The organism is Citrobacter koseri ATCC BAA-895 (assembly GCF_000018045.1).
Lineage (GTDB): Bacteria > Pseudomonadota > Gammaproteobacteria > Enterobacterales > Enterobacteriaceae > Citrobacter_B > Citrobacter_B koseri.
On record NC_009792.1, the window covers coordinates 3943915 to 3961114 of the forward strand.

Annotated in this window: 16 protein-coding genes; 4 read left to right on the top strand and 12 right to left on the bottom strand. The window is 54.6% G+C overall.

Annotated features, from left to right (window positions below):
• Positions 1-6: 6 nt before the first annotated feature.
• The 4 genes from prfB to xerD form a co-directional block, all read right to left on the bottom strand.
• Positions 7-1105 (bottom strand): peptide chain release factor 2 gene (gene prfB / locus CKO_RS18150; RefSeq protein ID WP_096753903.1). Its coding sequence is split into 2 segments (ribosomal slippage): positions 7-1029 and positions 1031-1105, totalling 1098 coding nucleotides; the frame shifts between segments, so codons are not numbered across the junction.
• An 86-nt stretch (positions 1106-1191) separates the two neighbouring features.
• On the bottom strand, positions 1192-2925 hold the full coding sequence (recJ, locus tag CKO_RS18155) for a single-stranded-DNA-specific exonuclease RecJ (RefSeq protein WP_012134996.1): 1734 nt from the start codon (positions 2923-2925) through the stop codon (positions 1192-1194).
• A 5-nt stretch (positions 2926-2930) separates the two neighbouring features.
• Complete coding sequence (dsbC, locus tag CKO_RS18160) at positions 2931-3644, bottom strand: bifunctional protein-disulfide isomerase/oxidoreductase DsbC (RefSeq protein WP_012134997.1); 714 nt, start codon at positions 3642-3644, stop codon at positions 2931-2933.
• A gap of 23 nt (positions 3645-3667) precedes the next feature.
• Positions 3668-4564 (bottom strand): site-specific tyrosine recombinase XerD, encoded by an 897-nt coding sequence (gene xerD / locus CKO_RS18165; protein WP_012134998.1) that lies wholly within the window; start codon positions 4562-4564, stop codon positions 3668-3670.
• 103 nt (positions 4565-4667) lie between these two features.
• Here xerD and fldB point away from each other — a divergent pair, with 103 nt between their 5' ends.
• Positions 4668-5192, top strand: a complete 525-nt coding sequence (gene fldB / locus CKO_RS18170; protein ID WP_012134999.1) for a flavodoxin FldB — start codon at positions 4668-4670, stop codon at positions 5190-5192.
• Between the two features lie 97 nt (positions 5193-5289).
• Here fldB and CKO_RS18175 read toward each other — a convergent pair whose 3' ends face one another.
• Together CKO_RS18175 and sdhE are read right to left on the bottom strand one after the other, a co-directional pair.
• The gene (locus CKO_RS18175; protein ID WP_024130921.1) at positions 5290-5697 is read right to left on the bottom strand and encodes a protein YgfX; all 408 of its coding nucleotides are present in this window, start codon (positions 5695-5697) and stop codon (positions 5290-5292) included.
• A complete protein-coding gene (sdhE, locus tag CKO_RS18180) occupies positions 5678-5944 on the bottom strand; it encodes an FAD assembly factor SdhE (protein WP_024130922.1) in 267 nt (88 codons plus the stop codon). The genes CKO_RS18175 and sdhE overlap by 20 nt, the downstream gene beginning before the upstream one ends.
• A gap of 256 nt (positions 5945-6200) precedes the next feature.
• Between sdhE and ygfZ the strand changes: the two genes are divergently transcribed.
• Positions 6201-7181: a tRNA-modifying protein YgfZ gene (ygfZ, locus tag CKO_RS18185; RefSeq protein WP_024130923.1), complete on the top strand. Its 981-nt coding sequence runs from the start codon at positions 6201-6203 to the stop codon at positions 7179-7181.
• Between the two features lie 154 nt (positions 7182-7335).
• Here the strand turns inward: ygfZ and trhA are convergent, their stop codons facing one another.
• Both trhA and yqfB read right to left on the bottom strand, forming a co-directional pair.
• Positions 7336-7995 (bottom strand): PAQR family membrane homeostasis protein TrhA, encoded by a 660-nt coding sequence (gene trhA, locus CKO_RS18190; protein WP_012135004.1) that lies wholly within the window; start codon positions 7993-7995, stop codon positions 7336-7338.
• A gap of 161 nt (positions 7996-8156) precedes the next feature.
• A complete protein-coding gene (gene yqfB / locus CKO_RS18195) occupies positions 8157-8468 on the bottom strand; it encodes a N(4)-acetylcytidine aminohydrolase (protein WP_012135005.1) in 312 nt (103 codons plus the stop codon).
• A 52-nt stretch (positions 8469-8520) separates the two neighbouring features.
• Here yqfB and CKO_RS18200 point away from each other — a divergent pair, with 52 nt between their 5' ends.
• Both CKO_RS18200 and bglA read left to right on the top strand, forming a co-directional pair.
• Entirely contained in the window at positions 8521-9249 is a 729-nt protein-coding gene (locus CKO_RS18200) for a MurR/RpiR family transcriptional regulator (protein WP_012135006.1), read from the top strand.
• A gap of 120 nt (positions 9250-9369) precedes the next feature.
• Complete coding sequence (gene bglA / locus CKO_RS18205) at positions 9370-10803, top strand: 6-phospho-beta-glucosidase BglA (protein WP_012135007.1); 1434 nt, start codon at positions 9370-9372, stop codon at positions 10801-10803.
• A 110-nt stretch (positions 10804-10913) separates the two neighbouring features.
• Here the strand turns inward: bglA and gcvP are convergent, their stop codons facing one another.
• From gcvP to ubiI, 4 genes are all read right to left on the bottom strand, one after another.
• Positions 10914-13787 (bottom strand): aminomethyl-transferring glycine dehydrogenase, encoded by a 2874-nt coding sequence (gcvP, locus tag CKO_RS18210; protein ID WP_012135008.1) that lies wholly within the window; start codon positions 13785-13787, stop codon positions 10914-10916.
• Between the two features lie 221 nt (positions 13788-14008).
• Positions 14009-14398: a glycine cleavage system protein GcvH gene (gcvH, locus tag CKO_RS18215; protein ID WP_012135010.1), complete on the bottom strand. Its 390-nt coding sequence runs from the start codon at positions 14396-14398 to the stop codon at positions 14009-14011.
• Positions 14399-14423: 25 nt separating this feature from the next.
• Entirely contained in the window at positions 14424-15518 is a 1095-nt protein-coding gene (gene gcvT / locus CKO_RS18220; protein ID WP_012135011.1) for a glycine cleavage system aminomethyltransferase GcvT, read from the bottom strand.
• Between the two features lie 451 nt (positions 15519-15969).
• The gene (gene ubiI / locus CKO_RS18225; RefSeq protein WP_024130924.1) at positions 15970-17172 is read right to left on the bottom strand and encodes an FAD-dependent 2-octaprenylphenol hydroxylase; all 1203 of its coding nucleotides are present in this window, start codon (positions 17170-17172) and stop codon (positions 15970-15972) included.
• Positions 17173-17200 lie beyond the last annotated feature (28 nt).

The window sequence follows — 17200 nt, forward strand, 5'->3', positions numbered from 1 at the left end:
GGTTCCTCATAACCCTGCTTTCAAACTTGCTTCGATAAATTGATCCAGGCTGCCATCCAGCACCGCCTGCGTGTTGCGGGTCTCAACCCCGGTACGCAAGTCTTTAATGCGGGAGTCATCAAGGACATAAGAACGAATCTGGCTGCCCCAGCCGATGTCGGATTTGTTATCTTCCATCGCCTGTTTCTCGGCATTTTTCTTCTGCATCTCCAGTTCATAAAGCTTCGCTTTCATCTGCTTCATGGCCTGGTCTTTGTTTTTGTGCTGGGAACGGTCGTTCTGGCACTGCGTCACAATCCCGGTCGGGATGTGCGTAATACGTACCGCAGATTCTGTACGGTTAACGTGCTGACCGCCCGCGCCGGATGCGCGATAAACGTCGATACGCAGGTCTGCCGGGTTGATCTCGATATCAATATCATCGTCAACTTCCGGGTAGACGAACGCGGAGCTGAACGAGGTATGACGACGACCGCCGGAATCGAACGGGCTCTTACGCACCAGGCGATGAACGCCGGTTTCGGTACGCAGCCAGCCATAGGCGTATTCGCCGGAAATCTTGATGGTGACGGATTTGATCCCCGCGACTTCACCTTCAGACTCTTCAATAATTTCGGTTTTAAAGCCGCGCGCTTCTGCCCAGCGCAGATACATACGCTCCAGCATGCTTGCCCAGTCCTGCGCTTCAGTACCGCCGGAACCTGCCTGAATATCGAGGTAGCAATCCGCGCTGTCATACTCACCGGAGAACATACGACGGAATTCCAGCTGCGCCAGCTTTTCTTCCAGCGTATCGAGTTCAGCTACGGCTTCGTTAAAGGTTTCTTCGTCGTCGGCTTCTACAGCCAGCTCCAGCAGCCCGGAAACATCTTCCAGACCCTGAGTCATTTGGTCGAGGGTGTCGACAATCGCTTCAAGGGAGGAACGCTCTTTGCCCAGCGCCTGCGCGCGTTCGGGTTCGTTCCAGACATCCGGCTGTTCCAGCTCGGCGTTTACTTCTTCCAGACGCTCTTTCTTGGCATCGTAGTCAAAGATACCCCCTAAGAACGTCAGAGCGTTCCGTGAGGTCCTGAATGCGGTTATTTACCGGGTTAATTTCAAACATGGTCTGATTTCTTTTATTGGACTAGTCAAAATGCAGTGATAAGAGCGGAATTCTACCGGATTCGCGCTCTCATTAATATACTGTTGTCAATTTGGCCAGAGGTGATCAATGATCAGCTGTAGGCTACGGTTGCCGCGAAACTCGTTGATATCAAGCTTATAGGCAAGCTGAACTTCGCGTACGCCGTTATCCGGCCAGCAGGCGGTATCAACGTTAAACGCAATGCCGTCCAGCAGCGGGCCGCCGCCAACCGGTTCGACCATCACTTTCAGGTGGCGTTCGCCGACCAGCCGCTGCTGCAACAGGCGAAAACGTCCGTCAAACAGCGGTTCCGGGAACATCTGCCCCCACGGCCCTGCGTCACGCAGCAGTTGCGCCACTTCCATCGTCATCTCAGCCACGCTCAGCGGGCCATCAGAAACCACTTCGCCCTGTAGCAGAGATGGGTCGAGCCATTCGGTCACCAGCTCGCCAAAACGCTGCTGGAAATGTTCAAACTGCGCCTCTTCCAGCGACAATCCTGCCGCCATCGCATGGCCGCCGAATTTGAGCATCATCCCCGGATACAGCGTATCCAGACGCTCCAGCGCATCGCGCATATGCAGCCCCTGAATGGAACGACCGGAACCTTTCAGCGTACCGTCACCGGCGGGCGCAAAGGCAATCACCGGGCGATGGAAGCGCTCTTTAATGCGCGAAGCCAGAATGCCGACCACGCCCTGATGCCATTCTGGATGGTACATCGCCAGGCCGCCAGGCAGCGTTTCACGGCTGCGTTCCAGTTTCTCGCACAGGGTCAGCGCTTCCGCCTGCATCCCCTGTTCGATCTCTTTACGCGTCTGGTTCAGCGCATCCAGTTCATTCGCCAGCACCCGCGCTTCGCCGATGTTATCACACAGCAGCAACGCCACGCCGACGGACATATCATCCAGCCGCCCTGCGGCATTCAGACGCGGCCCCAGCGCAAAGCCTAAATCGCTGGCCGCCAGCTTCTGCGGATCGCGGTTCGACACCTCAAGCAGCGCCTTAATGCCTGGGCGACATTTCCCGGCGCGGATACGGCTCAACCCCTGCCACGTCAGGATGCGGTTATTGGCGTCCAGCGGCACCACGTCCGCCACCGTGCCTAACGCGACCAGGTCGAGCAGTTCCGCCAGATTCGGCGGCGTAATGCCACGCTCATCAAACCAGCCTTTATCACGCAGGAAAGTGCGCAGCGCCAGCATCAGATAAAACGCCACGCCAACGCCTGCCAGCGACTTCGACGGGAAATCGCAATCTCGCAGATTCGGGTTAATGATGGCTTCTGCGTCAGGTAGCGTATCGCCCGGCAGGTGGTGATCGGTCACCACCACCGGAATCCCCAACGCTCTGGCATGTTCCACACCGGTATGAGAAGAGATACCGTTATCCACCGTCACAATCATCTGCGCGCCGCGAGCATGCGCCTGATCGACCACTTCCGGGCTTAATCCGTAGCCGTCTTCAAAACGGTTTGGCACCAGGTAGCTGATATTGTTACAGCCCAGCGAACGCATACCGAGGACGCTAAGCGCCGTACTGGTGGCGCCATCCGCGTCAAAATCGCCCACGACGACGATGCGAGTCCCCTCGCGAAACGCGTTATAGAGGATCTCAACCGCCTTTTCGACGCCGCTAAGCTGCTGCCACGGCAGCATCCCTTTTACGCTGCGCTCCAGCTCCTGCGCGCTGCGTACGCCCCGGCTGGCGTATAAACGGCGCAGCAGCGGCGGCAGATCGGCTGGCAGCTCAGCTGTCTCGTCGGCCTCACGCCGACGAAGTTGTATCTGTTGTTTCACGCGAATTATTTACCGCTGGTCTGTTTCTGGTGCGCGTCAAGGAACGCCTTCATCTCTTTCGGCCCCTGATAGCCAGGCACCACATAGCCGTTGCTCAGCACAATCGCTGGCGTGCCGCTCACGCCGAACTGCACGCCCAGCGCATAATGATTGGCGATATCGATATCGCAGGTGGCGGCTTTCACGCCTTTGCCCGCCATCGCCTCATCAAAGGCTTTGTTTCGGTCTTTCGCGCACCAGATGGACTTCATATCCTGCTCGGCCTGGCTTTCCAGCCCCTGGCGCGGGAAGGCCAGATAACGCACGGTAATCCCCAGCGCGTTATAGTCTTTCATCTCTTCATGCAGCTTGTGACAGTAGCCGCAGGTGATATCGGTAAAGATGGTGATGACATGTTTTTCCTGCGGCGCTTTGTAAACAATCATCTCTTTTTCCAGCGCATTCAGGTGTTTCATCAGCAACTGATTGGTGACATTTACCGGCGACGCGCCGCTGACGTCATACATCGGCCCCTGAATAATATGCTTACCATCGTCGGTGACGTACAGCACACCGCTGTTGGTCAGCACGGTTTTCATGCCTGCAACCGGCGCGGGTTGAATTTCCGTGCTCTGCACGCCCAGCTTAGTCAGCGACTGGCGAATGGCTGCATCGTCCGCATGAACCATTCCCGAAAATGCCGCCGCCAGCAGGGTGAACATCATAAAACGTTTTTTCATAACCTATCCTTTCCTGTCAGCACTCACGCTCGCGGGTGATGCTGTTGATGAAGTTGACGCAAGCGCTCCGTTGCGACATGAGTATAAATTTGTGTGGTCGAGAGATCGCTATGCCCAAGCAGCATCTGTACAACGCGTAAGTCAGCGCCATGATTCAGCAAATGGGTGGCGAAAGCGTGACGCAAAACGTGCGGCGACAGCTTTTCGCTGTCGATTCCCGCCAGCACGGCATAGTGTTTAATGCGGTGCCAGAAGGTCTGACGCGTCATTTGTTGCGCCCGCTGGCTGGGAAATAAAACGTCAATCGACACGCCGTTCAACAGCCACGGGCGCCCGTGCTCCAGATACGTCTCCAGCCAGTACACCGCCTCTTCGCCCAACGGCACCAGACGTTCTTTATTGCCTTTACCGATAACCCGCACGACGCCCTGGCGCAGGCTGATATCGCTCATGGTCAGCCCGACCAGCTCAGAAACGCGCAGGCCCGTCGCATACAGCACTTCCAGCATTGCTTTGTCGCGTAATTCCAGCGGTTGGTCAACAACTGGCGACTGTAATAATCTCTCAACTTGTGCTTCGCTGAGATCTTTTGGCAAACGCTGCGGAAGTTTGGGCGACGCGAGCTGCGCGCTCGGATCGTCCTCACGAAATTTTTCACGGTACAGATGCTGAAAGAAGCGCCGCGTGGCGCTCAACAACCGTGCGGAACTGGTGGCTTTATACCCGCCATCCATACGTTCCGCCAGCAGCGTTTGTAAATCATCGCTCTGCACCGTCGCCAACGTTTTTCCACGATGATGCAACCATTCGACCACCATCGACAAGTCGCGCCGATACGCGCTCAGCGTATTTTCCGCCAGATTACGCTCCAGCCACAGGGCATCGAGAAACTGCTCGATACGCGCCAGATCCTTATCCATCTCGGGCCCCTCTGCGTGTTAAATCAACGCCATTATGCCTGAAGCCGACGCCTTTCTGGTACACTAGCCGCATCGTCATCGCAAGAATCGAGAGCAGTACGTCATGAATATCGGCCTTTTTTATGGTTCCAGCACCTGCTATACCGAAATGGCAGCGGAAAAAATTCGCGACATTATTGGCCCGGAACTGGTCACATTACACAACCTCAAGGATGACTCTCCGACCTTAATGGAGCAGTACGATGTGCTCATTTTAGGCATTCCGACCTGGGATTTTGGTGAAATACAGGAAGACTGGGAAGCCGTCTGGAATCAACTGGACGATCTCAAGCTGGAAGGCAAAATTGTCGCGCTCTACGGCATGGGCGACCAGTTAGGCTACGGCGAGTGGTTCCTGGATGCGCTGGGTATGCTGCATGACAAACTTGTCACCAAAGGCGTTAAATTTGTCGGCTACTGGCCTACCGAAGGCTATGAGTTCACCAGCCCGAAACCGGTCATTGCCGATGGGCAACTTTTTGTCGGCCTGGCGCTGGATGAAACCAACCAGTACGATCTCAGCGATGAGCGCATCCAGGCCTGGTGCGAGCAAATTCTCGGTGAGATGGCAGAGCACTATTCCTGCTGACCGTTTTGCCGGATAGCGGCGTGAACGCCCTGTCCGGCCTGCATGGCGCACCGAACCGTAGGCCTTAAAGCTGCGCGCCATCAGGCCTTCGTTGGCGTTACCCCTGCGTCGCCTGTTGCAACATTAACCGCCGTAAATCCCGCCACTCGGCGTCATCCATGCTGTCTGCCGCCAGCCACAAATGCTGACGCTTCCCGCTGTCGGCGCGCAAACGCAGCATCATGCCGGTTTTAAGCATCCAAGGCGGCCCCTGAATCGTCCAGTCTTGCCCTTGCCAACGTAAACGCCCATCCATCAGCAGTTTAATTTCGCCCTGCCGGGTATTAATCCGCCGCTGACTGCGCACACAGTCGAACACCACCAGCGAAAGCAATATCAGCCAGAGCGGCGTGTAGCTCAATGGCCAGGGCATCAATAAAACCAATGCGGCGACAAGCCCATGAATGAGCAAAGAGAGCCATTGTGCGCGCCAGGAGACGCGTAAATCAGATTGCCACAGGACCACGTTCCCGATTCCGTGTCTGGATGAGTTTCACCATTTGTTCCAGTTCTGCATCCCCCGGTTTACCGTGGTTCATCAACCAGTTAAATAAATCAGGATCGTCGCATTCCAGCAAACGAACAAAGATGCATTTTTCTTCATCGCTTAAGTTATCGTACTCATGTTCGAAAAACGGCATGATAGAAATGTCGAGCTCACGCATACCGCGACGGCATGCCCAATGAATACGTGCTTTGTTATTAATATCCATGTTCTTCTTCCTGTCTCGCGAAAATGAAGTACCCGGCTATTGTAACGTGTTTTTCATGTTCTTTTACGGGAATCTCCATAAACGGAAGCATGATCGGCAAATAAAACCACATTAAGTCAAAGGGTTCATCGATTTTGCATCGCGCCTCGCAAAGCGGGCGATAAGGCACAAATGGGATGTTTAAACCGCTTGCAATGGGCTATAGCTCTTTTACCATTAGTCACTATTACTGCGTTAAGCAAATCAGGACATTATTATGGCTTTTACACCTTTTCCTCCTCGTCAACCGTCCGCGTCAGCCCGTTTGCCTCTGACGCTGATCACTCTCGATGACTGGGCGCTGGCCTCGATCACCGGCACCGACAGCGAGAAGTATATGCAAGGTCAGGTCACCGCGGACGTCAACCAGCTTACCGAACAGCAACACTTACTGGTCGCCCATTGCGATGCAAAAGGGAAGATGTGGAGCAACCTGCGTCTGTTCCGCGACGGCGACGGTTTTGCCTGGCTCGAACGCCGCAGTCTGCGCGAGGCCCAACTGACCGAGCTGAAAAAATACGCCGTGTTCTCTAAAGTCGCGATCGCGCCTGACGATGAGCGTGTTCTGCTCGGTATCGCTGGTTTTCAGGCTCGCGCAGCGCTGGCGAATATCTTTAGCGAGTTACCGAACAGCGAAAAACAGGTCGTGAGCGAAGGAGCGTCCACCCTGCTTTGGTTTGAACATCCGGCGGAACGTTTTCTGCTGATTACGGATGTCGCCACGGCTGAATCCCTGACTGAAAAACTGCGTGGCGAAGCGGCGCTGAACAACAGCCAGCAGTGGCTGGCGCTGGATATTGAAGCGGGCATTCCGGTCATTGACTCCGCGAACAGCGGGCAATTTATACCGCAGGCAACCAACCTACAGGCGCTGGGCGGCATCAGCTTTAAGAAAGGCTGCTACAGCGGGCAGGAGATGGTCGCCCGGGCAAAATTCCGCGGTGCGAACAAACGCGCGCTCTGGTCTCTGGCGGGTAAAGCCAGCCGCGTACCGGAAACCGGAGAAGATCTGGAGTTGCAGATGGGTGAGAACTGGCGTCGTACCGGCACCGTTCTTGCGGCAGTGCAACTGGATGACGGCCAGATTCTGGTGCAGGTGGTCATGAACAACGATATGGAAGCTGACAGCGTATTTCGCGTACGCGATGATGCGAATACTCTGCACATCGTACCGCTGCCCTATTCGCTGGAAGAGTGAAAAGAATAACGCCTGATGGCGCTGCGCTTATCAGGCCTACGGTTCAGTGCGCCATGCAGGCCGGATAAGGTATTAGCCGCCATCCGGCAGTTGGGTTTCAGGCCCCATCCCTCGTAGGCCGGATAAGGCGTAGCCGCCATCCGGCAACAGTGTGTCAGACCTGCCCTACATACAGATAGATCGCCAGAAAGTGGCACACGCTGCCGCCCAGCACAAACCCGTGCCAGATTGCATGGTTATAGGGAATGCGTTTGCAGACGTAGAAAATCACGCCTAGCGAATAGACCACGCCGCCGACCGCCAGCAGCGTCACGCCTCCCGCCGCCAGTTTGATCGCCAGTTGATAAACCACAATCAGCGACAGCCACCCCATCGTTAAATACGTTACCAGCGAGAGAACCTTAAACCGGTGGGCAATAGTCAGCTTGAATAAAATACCGAGCAGCGCCAGGCTCCAGATGACAATCATCAGCCCACGCGCCAGCGGCGAATCCAGCCCCACCAGCAAAAACGGCGTATAGGTTCCGGCAATCAGCAGATAGATAGCGCAGTGGTCGAATTTTTTCAGCCAGATCTTCGCCCGTTGATGCGGAATCGCGTGGTAGAGGGTTGAAGCAAGAAACAGCAGGATCATGCTGCCGCCGTACAGGCTGTAGCTGGTAATGGCCGTTGCACTGGCATTCGCGTCTACCGCCTGAACCAGTAACAGCACCAGACCGACAATACCAAACACCAACCCAATACCGTGGCTGATGCTATTGGCAATTTCCTCTGCCAGCGAATATCCCTGTGCGATTAATGGTTTCTGAACCATAGCTTACTCCAAAGAACGTTCACAATCGTGATAGCGTTCCTAGCGTAACTGAGAATGGTTCCAGTGAACACCTGTTAGCTAAAATAAATATCAACTTAAGATTAATCTTTGAAAATCATGATGTTGAAACTTATTTTTCAACTAACAGTTGTTCATTAAAATCAAAGGCATTTAAAATCAATCACATAAAATTGCGTCTGATCCGGGTAAATCCCGGCAATCACATGTTTAAGCTCTTCAAGCGTCATGTTTTCCTGCCGGGCATGTTTTTCCGTCAGCGTCTCCAGCGTGACGGTTGAAGTGCCAACAACCTCAATTGTGCAGAAGTAACCCTCATCTTCGAAGCGTCCAACCCGTAGAATATCCCCGACTTTGAAGTGTGATTCGGACTCGTCACGAATGGTGATAGTTTTGCGTCCGGCCAGAATGTCATCCTGGAAACGCTGAAAAAAAGTGATGTCATTTGGCTGCATGTTATTATTCCCTGTAGATGAAGTCTGATGAGTGAGTTTTGCCATTGTGAGTATGTTCTCCCACGCTGCCATCGCCAGTCTCAACAATCTTGAGATGCTGGTCTACAACTATGTCATCAAAAACCGTGACAAAGTCATGTACATGACCATTCGCGAACTGGCTGATGCCGTGGGCGTTTCCACCACCACCGTACTGCGCTTTTGTCGCAAACTTCACTGTGACGGCTACTCTGAATTCCGCGTGCGCTTTAAATTATATTTAGAGCAGGATGAGCCGCAACAGGCTAATTTTGGCGCCAGCGAAATTATCAGTTTCTTTAAAAGCGTCAATAACGATGAGTTTGATAAATTACTCGATCAGGCTGTCGATATCATTTTATCTTCCGAACGTATTATATTTGTCGGCGCAGGAACTTCCGGCGCGCTGGCAAAATATGGCGCACGTTTTTTCTCTAACGTCGGGAAATTCAGTAATCATATTGACGATCCTTATTTTCCGGTCACCAACGACATGGCAAAAAACGCGCTGGCGATTGTGCTTTCAGTATCGGGAGAGACTGCGGAGATCCTGCGCTTTGCCAGCCAGTTCAGCCTGCACAACTGCAAAGTGCTGTCGATTACCAGCCATGAACACTCGGCGCTGGCAAAGCTGGCTGATTTTAATCTCTCCTGGCATGTACCACAAACCCGTATTGCCGGCGTTTATGATATTACAACGCAGATCCCCGTTATCTATATTCTTGAATCATTAGGCCGTAAGCTGGCGAAAAAATTAGCGTAAAAAAACAATTTGTTTTTTGGGCGTAACAAATTACACCAACGCTATTTTGTTATATCGTGACTTTTTGCCTTCCTTTGTTAGACTCAAAATCAGATTGTATTAATTTGAGATTGAGCAACAATGAAAAAACTCACCTTACCAAAAGATTTCTTATGGGGCGGCGCAGTTGCCGCTCATCAGGTTGAAGGCGGCTGGAACAAAGGCGGCAAAGGGCCGAGCATCTGTGATGTGCTGACCGGCGGAGCGCATGGCGTACCGCGTGAAATCACCCGACAAGTCGTAGCGGGTAAATATTATCCGAACCATGAAGCGGTCGATTTTTATGGTCACTATAAAGAAGACATTAAGCTGTTCGCCGAGATGGGGTTTAAATGCTTTCGCACCTCTATCGCCTGGACCCGCATTTTCCCGCAGGGTGACGAGACGCAACCGAACGAAGAAGGGCTGAAATTCTACGATGATATGTTCGATGAGTTGCTCAGATACAACATCGAACCGGTCATCACCCTCTCCCACTTTGAAATGCCGCTGCATCTGGTACAGCAATACGGCGGCTGGACCAACCGTAAAGTGGTGGATTTCTTCGTCCGCTTCGCGGAGGTGGTATTTGAGCGCTACAAGCACAAAGTCAAATACTGGATGACCTTCAACGAGATCAACAACCAGCGCAACTGGCGCGCGCCGCTGTTTGGCTACTGCTGTTCCGGCGTGGTGTATACCGAGCATGAAAACCCGGAAGAAACCATGTATCAGGTGCTGCATCACCAGTTCGTCGCCAGCGCGCTGGCGGTGAAGGCGGCACGCCGCATCAACCCGGAGATGAAGGTCGGCTGTATGCTGGCGATGGTCGCGCTCTATCCGTTTTCCTGTAAGCCAGAAGATGTCATGTTCGCGCAGGAATCCATGCGCGAGCGCTATGTGTTTACCGACGTTCAGCTACGCGGCTACTACCCGTCTTATGTACTGAACGAATGGGAACGTCGCGGCTTTAACATCAACATGGACGCTGGCGACGCGGAGATTCTGCGCGAAGGCACCTGCGATTACCTTGGCTTCAGCTATTACATGACTAACGCAGTAAAAGCGGAAGGCGGTAGCGGCGATGCCATTTCCGGCTTCGAGGGCAGCGTGCCGAATCCGCACGTCAAAGCTTCCGACTGGGGCTGGCAGATTGACCCGGTCGGCCTGCGTTATTCCCTGTGCGAGCTGTATGAACGCTATCAGAAGCCGCTGTTTATTGTGGAAAATGGGTTTGGCGCCTACGACAAAGTGGAAGAAGACGGCAGCATCAACGACGATTACCGCATCGACTATCTGCGTGCTCACGTAGAAGAGATGATGAAAGCGGTGACGTATGATGGTGTGGATCTGATGGGCTATACGCCGTGGGGCTGCATCGACTGCGTGTCATTCACGACCGGACAATACAGCAAGCGTTACGGTTTTATTTACGTGAACAAGCATGACGACGGTAGCGGCGATATGTCGCGCTCGCGGAAGAAAAGTTTTACCTGGTATAAAGAGGTTATCGCCAGCAACGGCGAGAAGCTGTAATTTTTTGCCGGATGGCGGCTAATACCTTATCCGGCCGACAAGTTCTGTCTCCGAATAAAAAAAAGCCGGGTAGCGCTTGCGCTTACCCGGCCTACAGCATGGCAGAGAGATTACTGATATTCGCTCATCGGTACGCAGGAGCAGAACAGGTTACGGTCGCCGTAAACGTCATCAAGGCGTTTCACGGTCGGCCAGTACTTGTTCGCTACCCCCGCCGGGAACACCGCGACTTCACGGCTGTATCCGTGGTTCCACTCCGCGACCAGCTCATTCTGCGTGTGCGGCGCGTTAACCAGCGGGTTATCCTCCAGCGGCCACTCACCGGCTTTCACGCGATCGATTTCCGCACGAATCGCCAGCATCGCATTGATAAAGCGATCCAGTTCCATCTTGCTTTCAGATTCCGTCGGTTCAACCATCAACGTTCCCGCCACCGGGAACGACATGGTCGGCGCGTGGAAGCCGTAGTCGATCAAACGCTTGGCAATATCCAGTTCGCTGATGCCGGTTTCTTCTTTCAGCGGGCGGATGTCGAGAATACACTCGTGCGCCACGCGGCCATCGCGACCGGTATACAGCACCGGATACGCGTCTTTCAGGCGGCTGGCGATATAGTTGGCGTTCAGAATCGCCACCTGGCTCGCCTGCTTCAGCCCTTCCGCGCCCATCATGCGGATGTACATCCAGCTGATCGGCAGAATGGATGCGCTGCCGAACGGTGCGGCGGACACCGCGCCCTGACGGGTCAGCATCCCTTCGATCTGCACCACGCTGTGACCCGGAACAAACGGCGCCAGATGTGATTTCACGCCGATCGGCCCCATACCCGGGCCGCCGCCGCCGTGCGGAATGCAGAAGGTTTTATGCAGGTTGAGGTGTGAAACATCCGCGCCGATGAAGCCCGGAGAGGTAATGCCAACCTGCGCGTTCATGTTTGCGCCATCGAGGTATACCTGGCCGCCGAACTGATGCACGATCTCGCACACCTCACGAATGGTTTCTTCGTACACGCCGTGGGTGGATGGGTAAGTCACCATGATGCAAGAGAGATTGTCACCCGCCTGCTCGGCTTTAGCGCGCAGATCCGCCAGATCGATGTTGCCGTTCTTATCGCATGCGACCACCACCACCTGCATACCCGCCATCTGTGCGGAAGCCGGGTTGGTGCCGTGAGCGGAGGCCGGGATCAGACAGATATCGCGATGACCGTCGTTGCGACTTTCGTGATAATGACGAATCGCCAACAGGCCCGCGTATTCGCCCTGCGCGCCGGAGTTCGGCTGCATACACACGGCATCATAGCCCGTCAGTTTCACCAGCCAGTCAGAAAGCTGGTTGATCATCTGATGATACCCTTCCGCCTGCTCTGCCGGGCAGAACGGATGCAGTTCCGCAAATTCCGGCCAGGTGATGGGGATCATCTCCGCCGCCGCGTTCAGCTTCATGGTACAGGAACCCAGCGGGATCATTGCCTGGTTCAGCGCCAGATCTTTACGCTCCAGCGAGTGCATGTAGCGCATCATCTCCGTTTCGCTGTGGTAACGGTTGAACACCGGGTGCGTCAGGATCGCGTCATCACGCAGCATACTCTCCTGGATAGAGCGGCTATCGTGCGCCACGTCTTTATCCAGCGTATCAATGTTCAGACCGTGGTCGTCGCCCAGCAGTACAGAGAACAGTTGCAGCACGTTTTCGCGGGTTGTCGTTTCATCCAGCGTGATGCCGACAGCATTGTGGATGTCGCTGCGCAGGTTGATCTCTGCGACCTCCGCGCGCGCCAGGACGGCGGCTTTATCGGCCACCTCTACGCACAGGGTGTCGAAGTAATGCGCATGGCGCAGTTTCAGCCCTTTTTGTTGCAGGCCCGCCGCCAGAATGTCGGTCAGGCGGTGAATGCGATTAGCAATGCGCTTCAGCCCAACCGGACCGTGATAAACAGCATACAGGCTGGCGATGTTGGCCAGCAGCACCTGCGAAGTACAAATATTGGAGTTCGCTTTCTCGCGACGGATATGCTGTTCGCGAGTCTGCATCGCCATGCGCAGTGCGGTATTGCCCGCCGCATCTTTCGATACGCCGATAATACGGCCCGGCATGGAGCGTTTGAATTCATCTTTGGCGGCAAAGAACGCCGCGTGTGGGCCGCCGTAGCCCATCGGTACGCCGAAGCGTTGCGCAGAGCCGAACACAATGTCCGCACCCTGTTTACCCGGCGCCGTCAGCAGCACCAGCGCCATAAAATCGGCGGCTACGCTGACGATAACTTTACGTGATTTCAGTTCGCTAATCAGCGCGCTGTAGTCGTGGACTTCACCGGTGGTGCCAACCTGCTGCAACAGCACGCCGAACACATCCTGGTGATCCAGCACTTTTTCCGCGTCATCGACGATCACATCAAAACCGAAGGTCTCCGCGCGGGTGCGCACGACGTCCAGCGTTTGCGGGTGAACGTCAGAGGCGACAAAGAAGCGGTTGGCGTTTTTCAGTTTACTGATGCGTTTTGCCATCGCCATCGCTTCTGCGGCAGCGGTTGCTTCATCCAGCAACGAAGCAGAGGCCATATCCAGCCCGGTCAGATCCAGCGTCACCTGCTGGAAATTCAGCAGCGCTTCCAGACGCCCCTGCGAAACTTCCGGCTGATAAGGCGTATACGCGGTGTACCAGCCCGGATTTTCCAGCATATTGCGCAGGATAACCGGCGGCAGCTGCACCGCGGTATAACCCATGCCAATGTAAGACGTGAAGCGCTTGTTGCGACCGGCAATCGCTTTTAATTCGGCCAGCGCGGCGTATTCCGTCGCCGCTTCACCTACCTGCGGCGGCGTGGCAAGCTGAATGTCTTTCGGCACAATCTGGCCGATCAGCGCGTTTAACGACTCGGCGCCAACGGTATTCAGCATCTCTTGCTGCTGTGCGGCGTCCGGTCCAATGTGGCGTTCAATGAAAGCGCCGCTGTTTTCAAGCTGGCTTAGCGTCTGTGTCATGGGCGATGGTTCCTGAAACGTGCAGTGAATCGTGATTGTCTCTGGCTTAATTGCCCGGTGGCGCTAACGCTTACCGGGCCTACGCGTGCGAAAACGAATACGCAAAATCATTCACGTTGCAGGACGGCGGCGACGCAGAGAACCCCCAGGAGCTTACCTAAGTAAGTGACTGGGGTGAGCGAGGAAGCCAACACACCTGCTGCGTGAAGGATGAAGCGTATTTATTCGTCTTCTAACAATGCTTCGTATGCGGTTGCATCCAGCAGCGAGTCGATTTCGCTTTCGTCGCTGGCTTTGATTTTGAAGATCCAGCCACCCGCATACGGCTCGCTGTTGACCAGTTCAGGGGAGTCGCTGAGCGCGTCGTTTACCGCCACAATCTCACCGCTCACCGGCGCATAAATGTCAGAAGCGGCTTTTACCGATTCTGCTACCGCGCAGTCATCGCCCGCCGCAACGGTGGCGCCGACGTCTGGCAGATCGACAAAAACCATATCGCCCAGCAATTCCTGAGCGTGTTCCGTGATGCCAACCGTGTAAGTACCGTCTGCTTCTTTGCGCAGCCATTCGTGTTCTTTGCTGTATTTCAGTTCTACAGGTACGTTGCTCATCAATAAATCTCCAAAAAAGGATGAATCACGCGACGGCTTTGCCGTTACGCACAAAAACAGGTTTAGTGACTTTTACTGGCATTTCGCGATTGCGGATCTGCACGATCGCCGTCTCGCCAATACCCGCCGGAACGCGCGCCAGCGCAATGCTGTAGCCCAGCGTTGGAGAGAAAGTGCCGCTGGTGATAACGCCTTCCAGCTGATTCCCCTGGGCATCGGTAAAGCGTACCGGCAGTTCGTTACGCAGTACGCCTTTCTCGGTCATAACCAGACCCACCAGTTGTTCGGTGCCTTTTTCACGCTGGACTTCCAGCGCCTCGCGACCAATAAAATCGCGATCGGCCGGTTCCCAGGCGATGGTCCAGCCCATGTTCGCCGCCAGCGGAGAGACGCCTTCATCCATCTCCTGACCATACAGGTTCATACCCGCTTCCAGACGCAGCGTATCGCGCGCGCCCAGGCCACACGGCTTCACGCCGGATTCCACCAGCGCACGCCAGAAATCCGCCGCCTTTTCGTTTGGCATCGCAATTTCATAGCCTGCTTCGCCGGTATAACCGGTTGTTGCAATAAACAGATCGCCCGCCTGCACGCCAAAGAACGGTTTCATGCCTTCCACCGCCTTGCGCTGTTCTTCAGTAAACAGCGTGGCCGCTTTCGCCTGCGCATTCGGCCCCTGTACCGCAATCAGCGACAGGTCGTCACGAACGGTGATGTCGATGGCGTAAGGTTCGGCGTGTTGGGTAATCCAGGAGAGGTCTTTTTCGCGGGTGGCGGAGTTTACAACGAGGCGGAAGAAATCTTCAGTGAAGTAATAGACAATCAGGTCATCTATCACGCCGCCCGAGGCATTGAGCATGCCAGAGTAGAGGGCTTTACCGGTCTTTGTGAGTTTCGCCACGTCATTCGCCAGCAGATAACGCAAAAACTCCCGGGTGCGGCTGCCGCGTAGATCGACGATGGTCATATGCGACACATCAAACATACCGGCATCAGTGCGAACTGCATGGTGCTCATCAAGTTGAGAACCATAGTGCAGCGGCATCATCCAGCCATGGAAATCCACCATGCGCGCGCCACAAAGCGTGTGTTGTTCGTATAAAGGAGTCTGTTGAGCCATCTTGTCCTCATTGAATAAGCGGGGCTTACAACCATTTCATGGTGAAATCTTCGCCACGAAACCCGGCGTCGCAGCCACTCCAGGGCTTCGACGCAAACGTTCTCTTTTACCTGAACTTACCACCGAAGCAGACGCTAAACCATAAGGCAAAATTAACCATCACATTAGCTTATGACCAAAAAACGCCAAACCCACCTCAGCATAAAAAACCACAAAATAAACAAACCACCTCCATAAACGATAATAAAATACGTAACCATCCCGCACACACCCATATTAAATGTGGAAAAAATGTCAAAAATGACGATAGTTGAAAATCGTAATATTAAAAAAACTAATGCGAAAAGAGAGGTGAAATTAGATTATTTCAAATGAGGAAAGCGTCCCGGCGCGAAGGCCGGGAGAGGAAAATGTGACGGGTTTCAAACTCTCAGAAGCAGGAGGGAAATGCTTAGCGGAGCCACTCAGGCAGATCGTTCAATCCCATCGCCTGACGAATCAGTTGCGGTTTTACGCCCGGAAGAGTATCGGCCAGTTTCAGACCAATATCGCGCAGCAATTTCTTCGCCGGGTTCTCTCCGGCAAACAGTTCGCGAAAACCTTGCATACCTGCCAGCATCATCGCGGCGCTGTGCTTACGGCTGCGCTCGTAGCGACGCAAATAGAGGTATTGACCAATGTCTTTGCCCTGGCGTTGCAGACGTTTGAGTTCATCGATCAACTCTGCGGCGTCCATAAAGCCGAGGTTCACCCCCTGCCCCGCCAGCGGATGGATGGTATGTGCGGCGTCGCCCACCAGCGCCAGCCGGTGTGCGGCAAACTGACGCGCATAGCGTCCCGTCAGCGGGAACACCTGGCGTTCGCTCTCAACGAGGCATAAGCCGAGGCGGTTATCAAACGCGACGTTCAGCGCCCGATTGAACGCATCCTCACTCGCCTGCTGCATATGCTCAGCGTCCTGCGGAGACAGCGACCAGACAATGGAACACAGATGCGGATCGCTTAATGGCAGGAACGCCAGGATGCCTTCGCCATGAAACGCCTGACGCGCAACGGCGCCGTGCGCCTCTTCGGTGCGGATGGTCGCCACCAGCGCATGATGACGGTAATCCCAGAAGGTCAGCGGAATATCCGCTTTGTTGCGCAGCCAGGAGTTCGCGCCGTCTGCGCCAATCACCAGCCTTGCCGTCAGCATCGCGCCATCTTTCAGGGTCAGGAAGGTTTCATTTTCTCCCCAGGCGACCTGCTGCAATTCAGCCGGCGCCATCAGGGTAATATCCGCTGACTGCTGCGCCTTTTGCCATAGCGCGTAGTGGATCACCGAATTTTCAATGATGTGCCCCAGGTGGCTGTATCCCATGCTTTTGTCATCAAACTCAATGCGGCCAAAGCTGTCTTTATCCCAGACTTCCATACCGTGGTAGCAGCTTGCGCGGCGAGCAAGAATGTCTGACCAGACCCCAAGACGCGTAAGCAGTTTTTCACTGGCGGCATTGATAGCCGACACGCGTAATGCCGGGGGAGCGTCGCTCGCCAGCGGCTGTGGAACGCGCTGTTCCAGAACGGCAACGCGTAAACCGCTGCCCTGCAAACCGCAGGCGACAGCCAGGCCTACCATGCCTCCGCCAACAATGGCTACATCAACACTTTGCACTGTGTACTCCTGAAAATAGGACAATCAA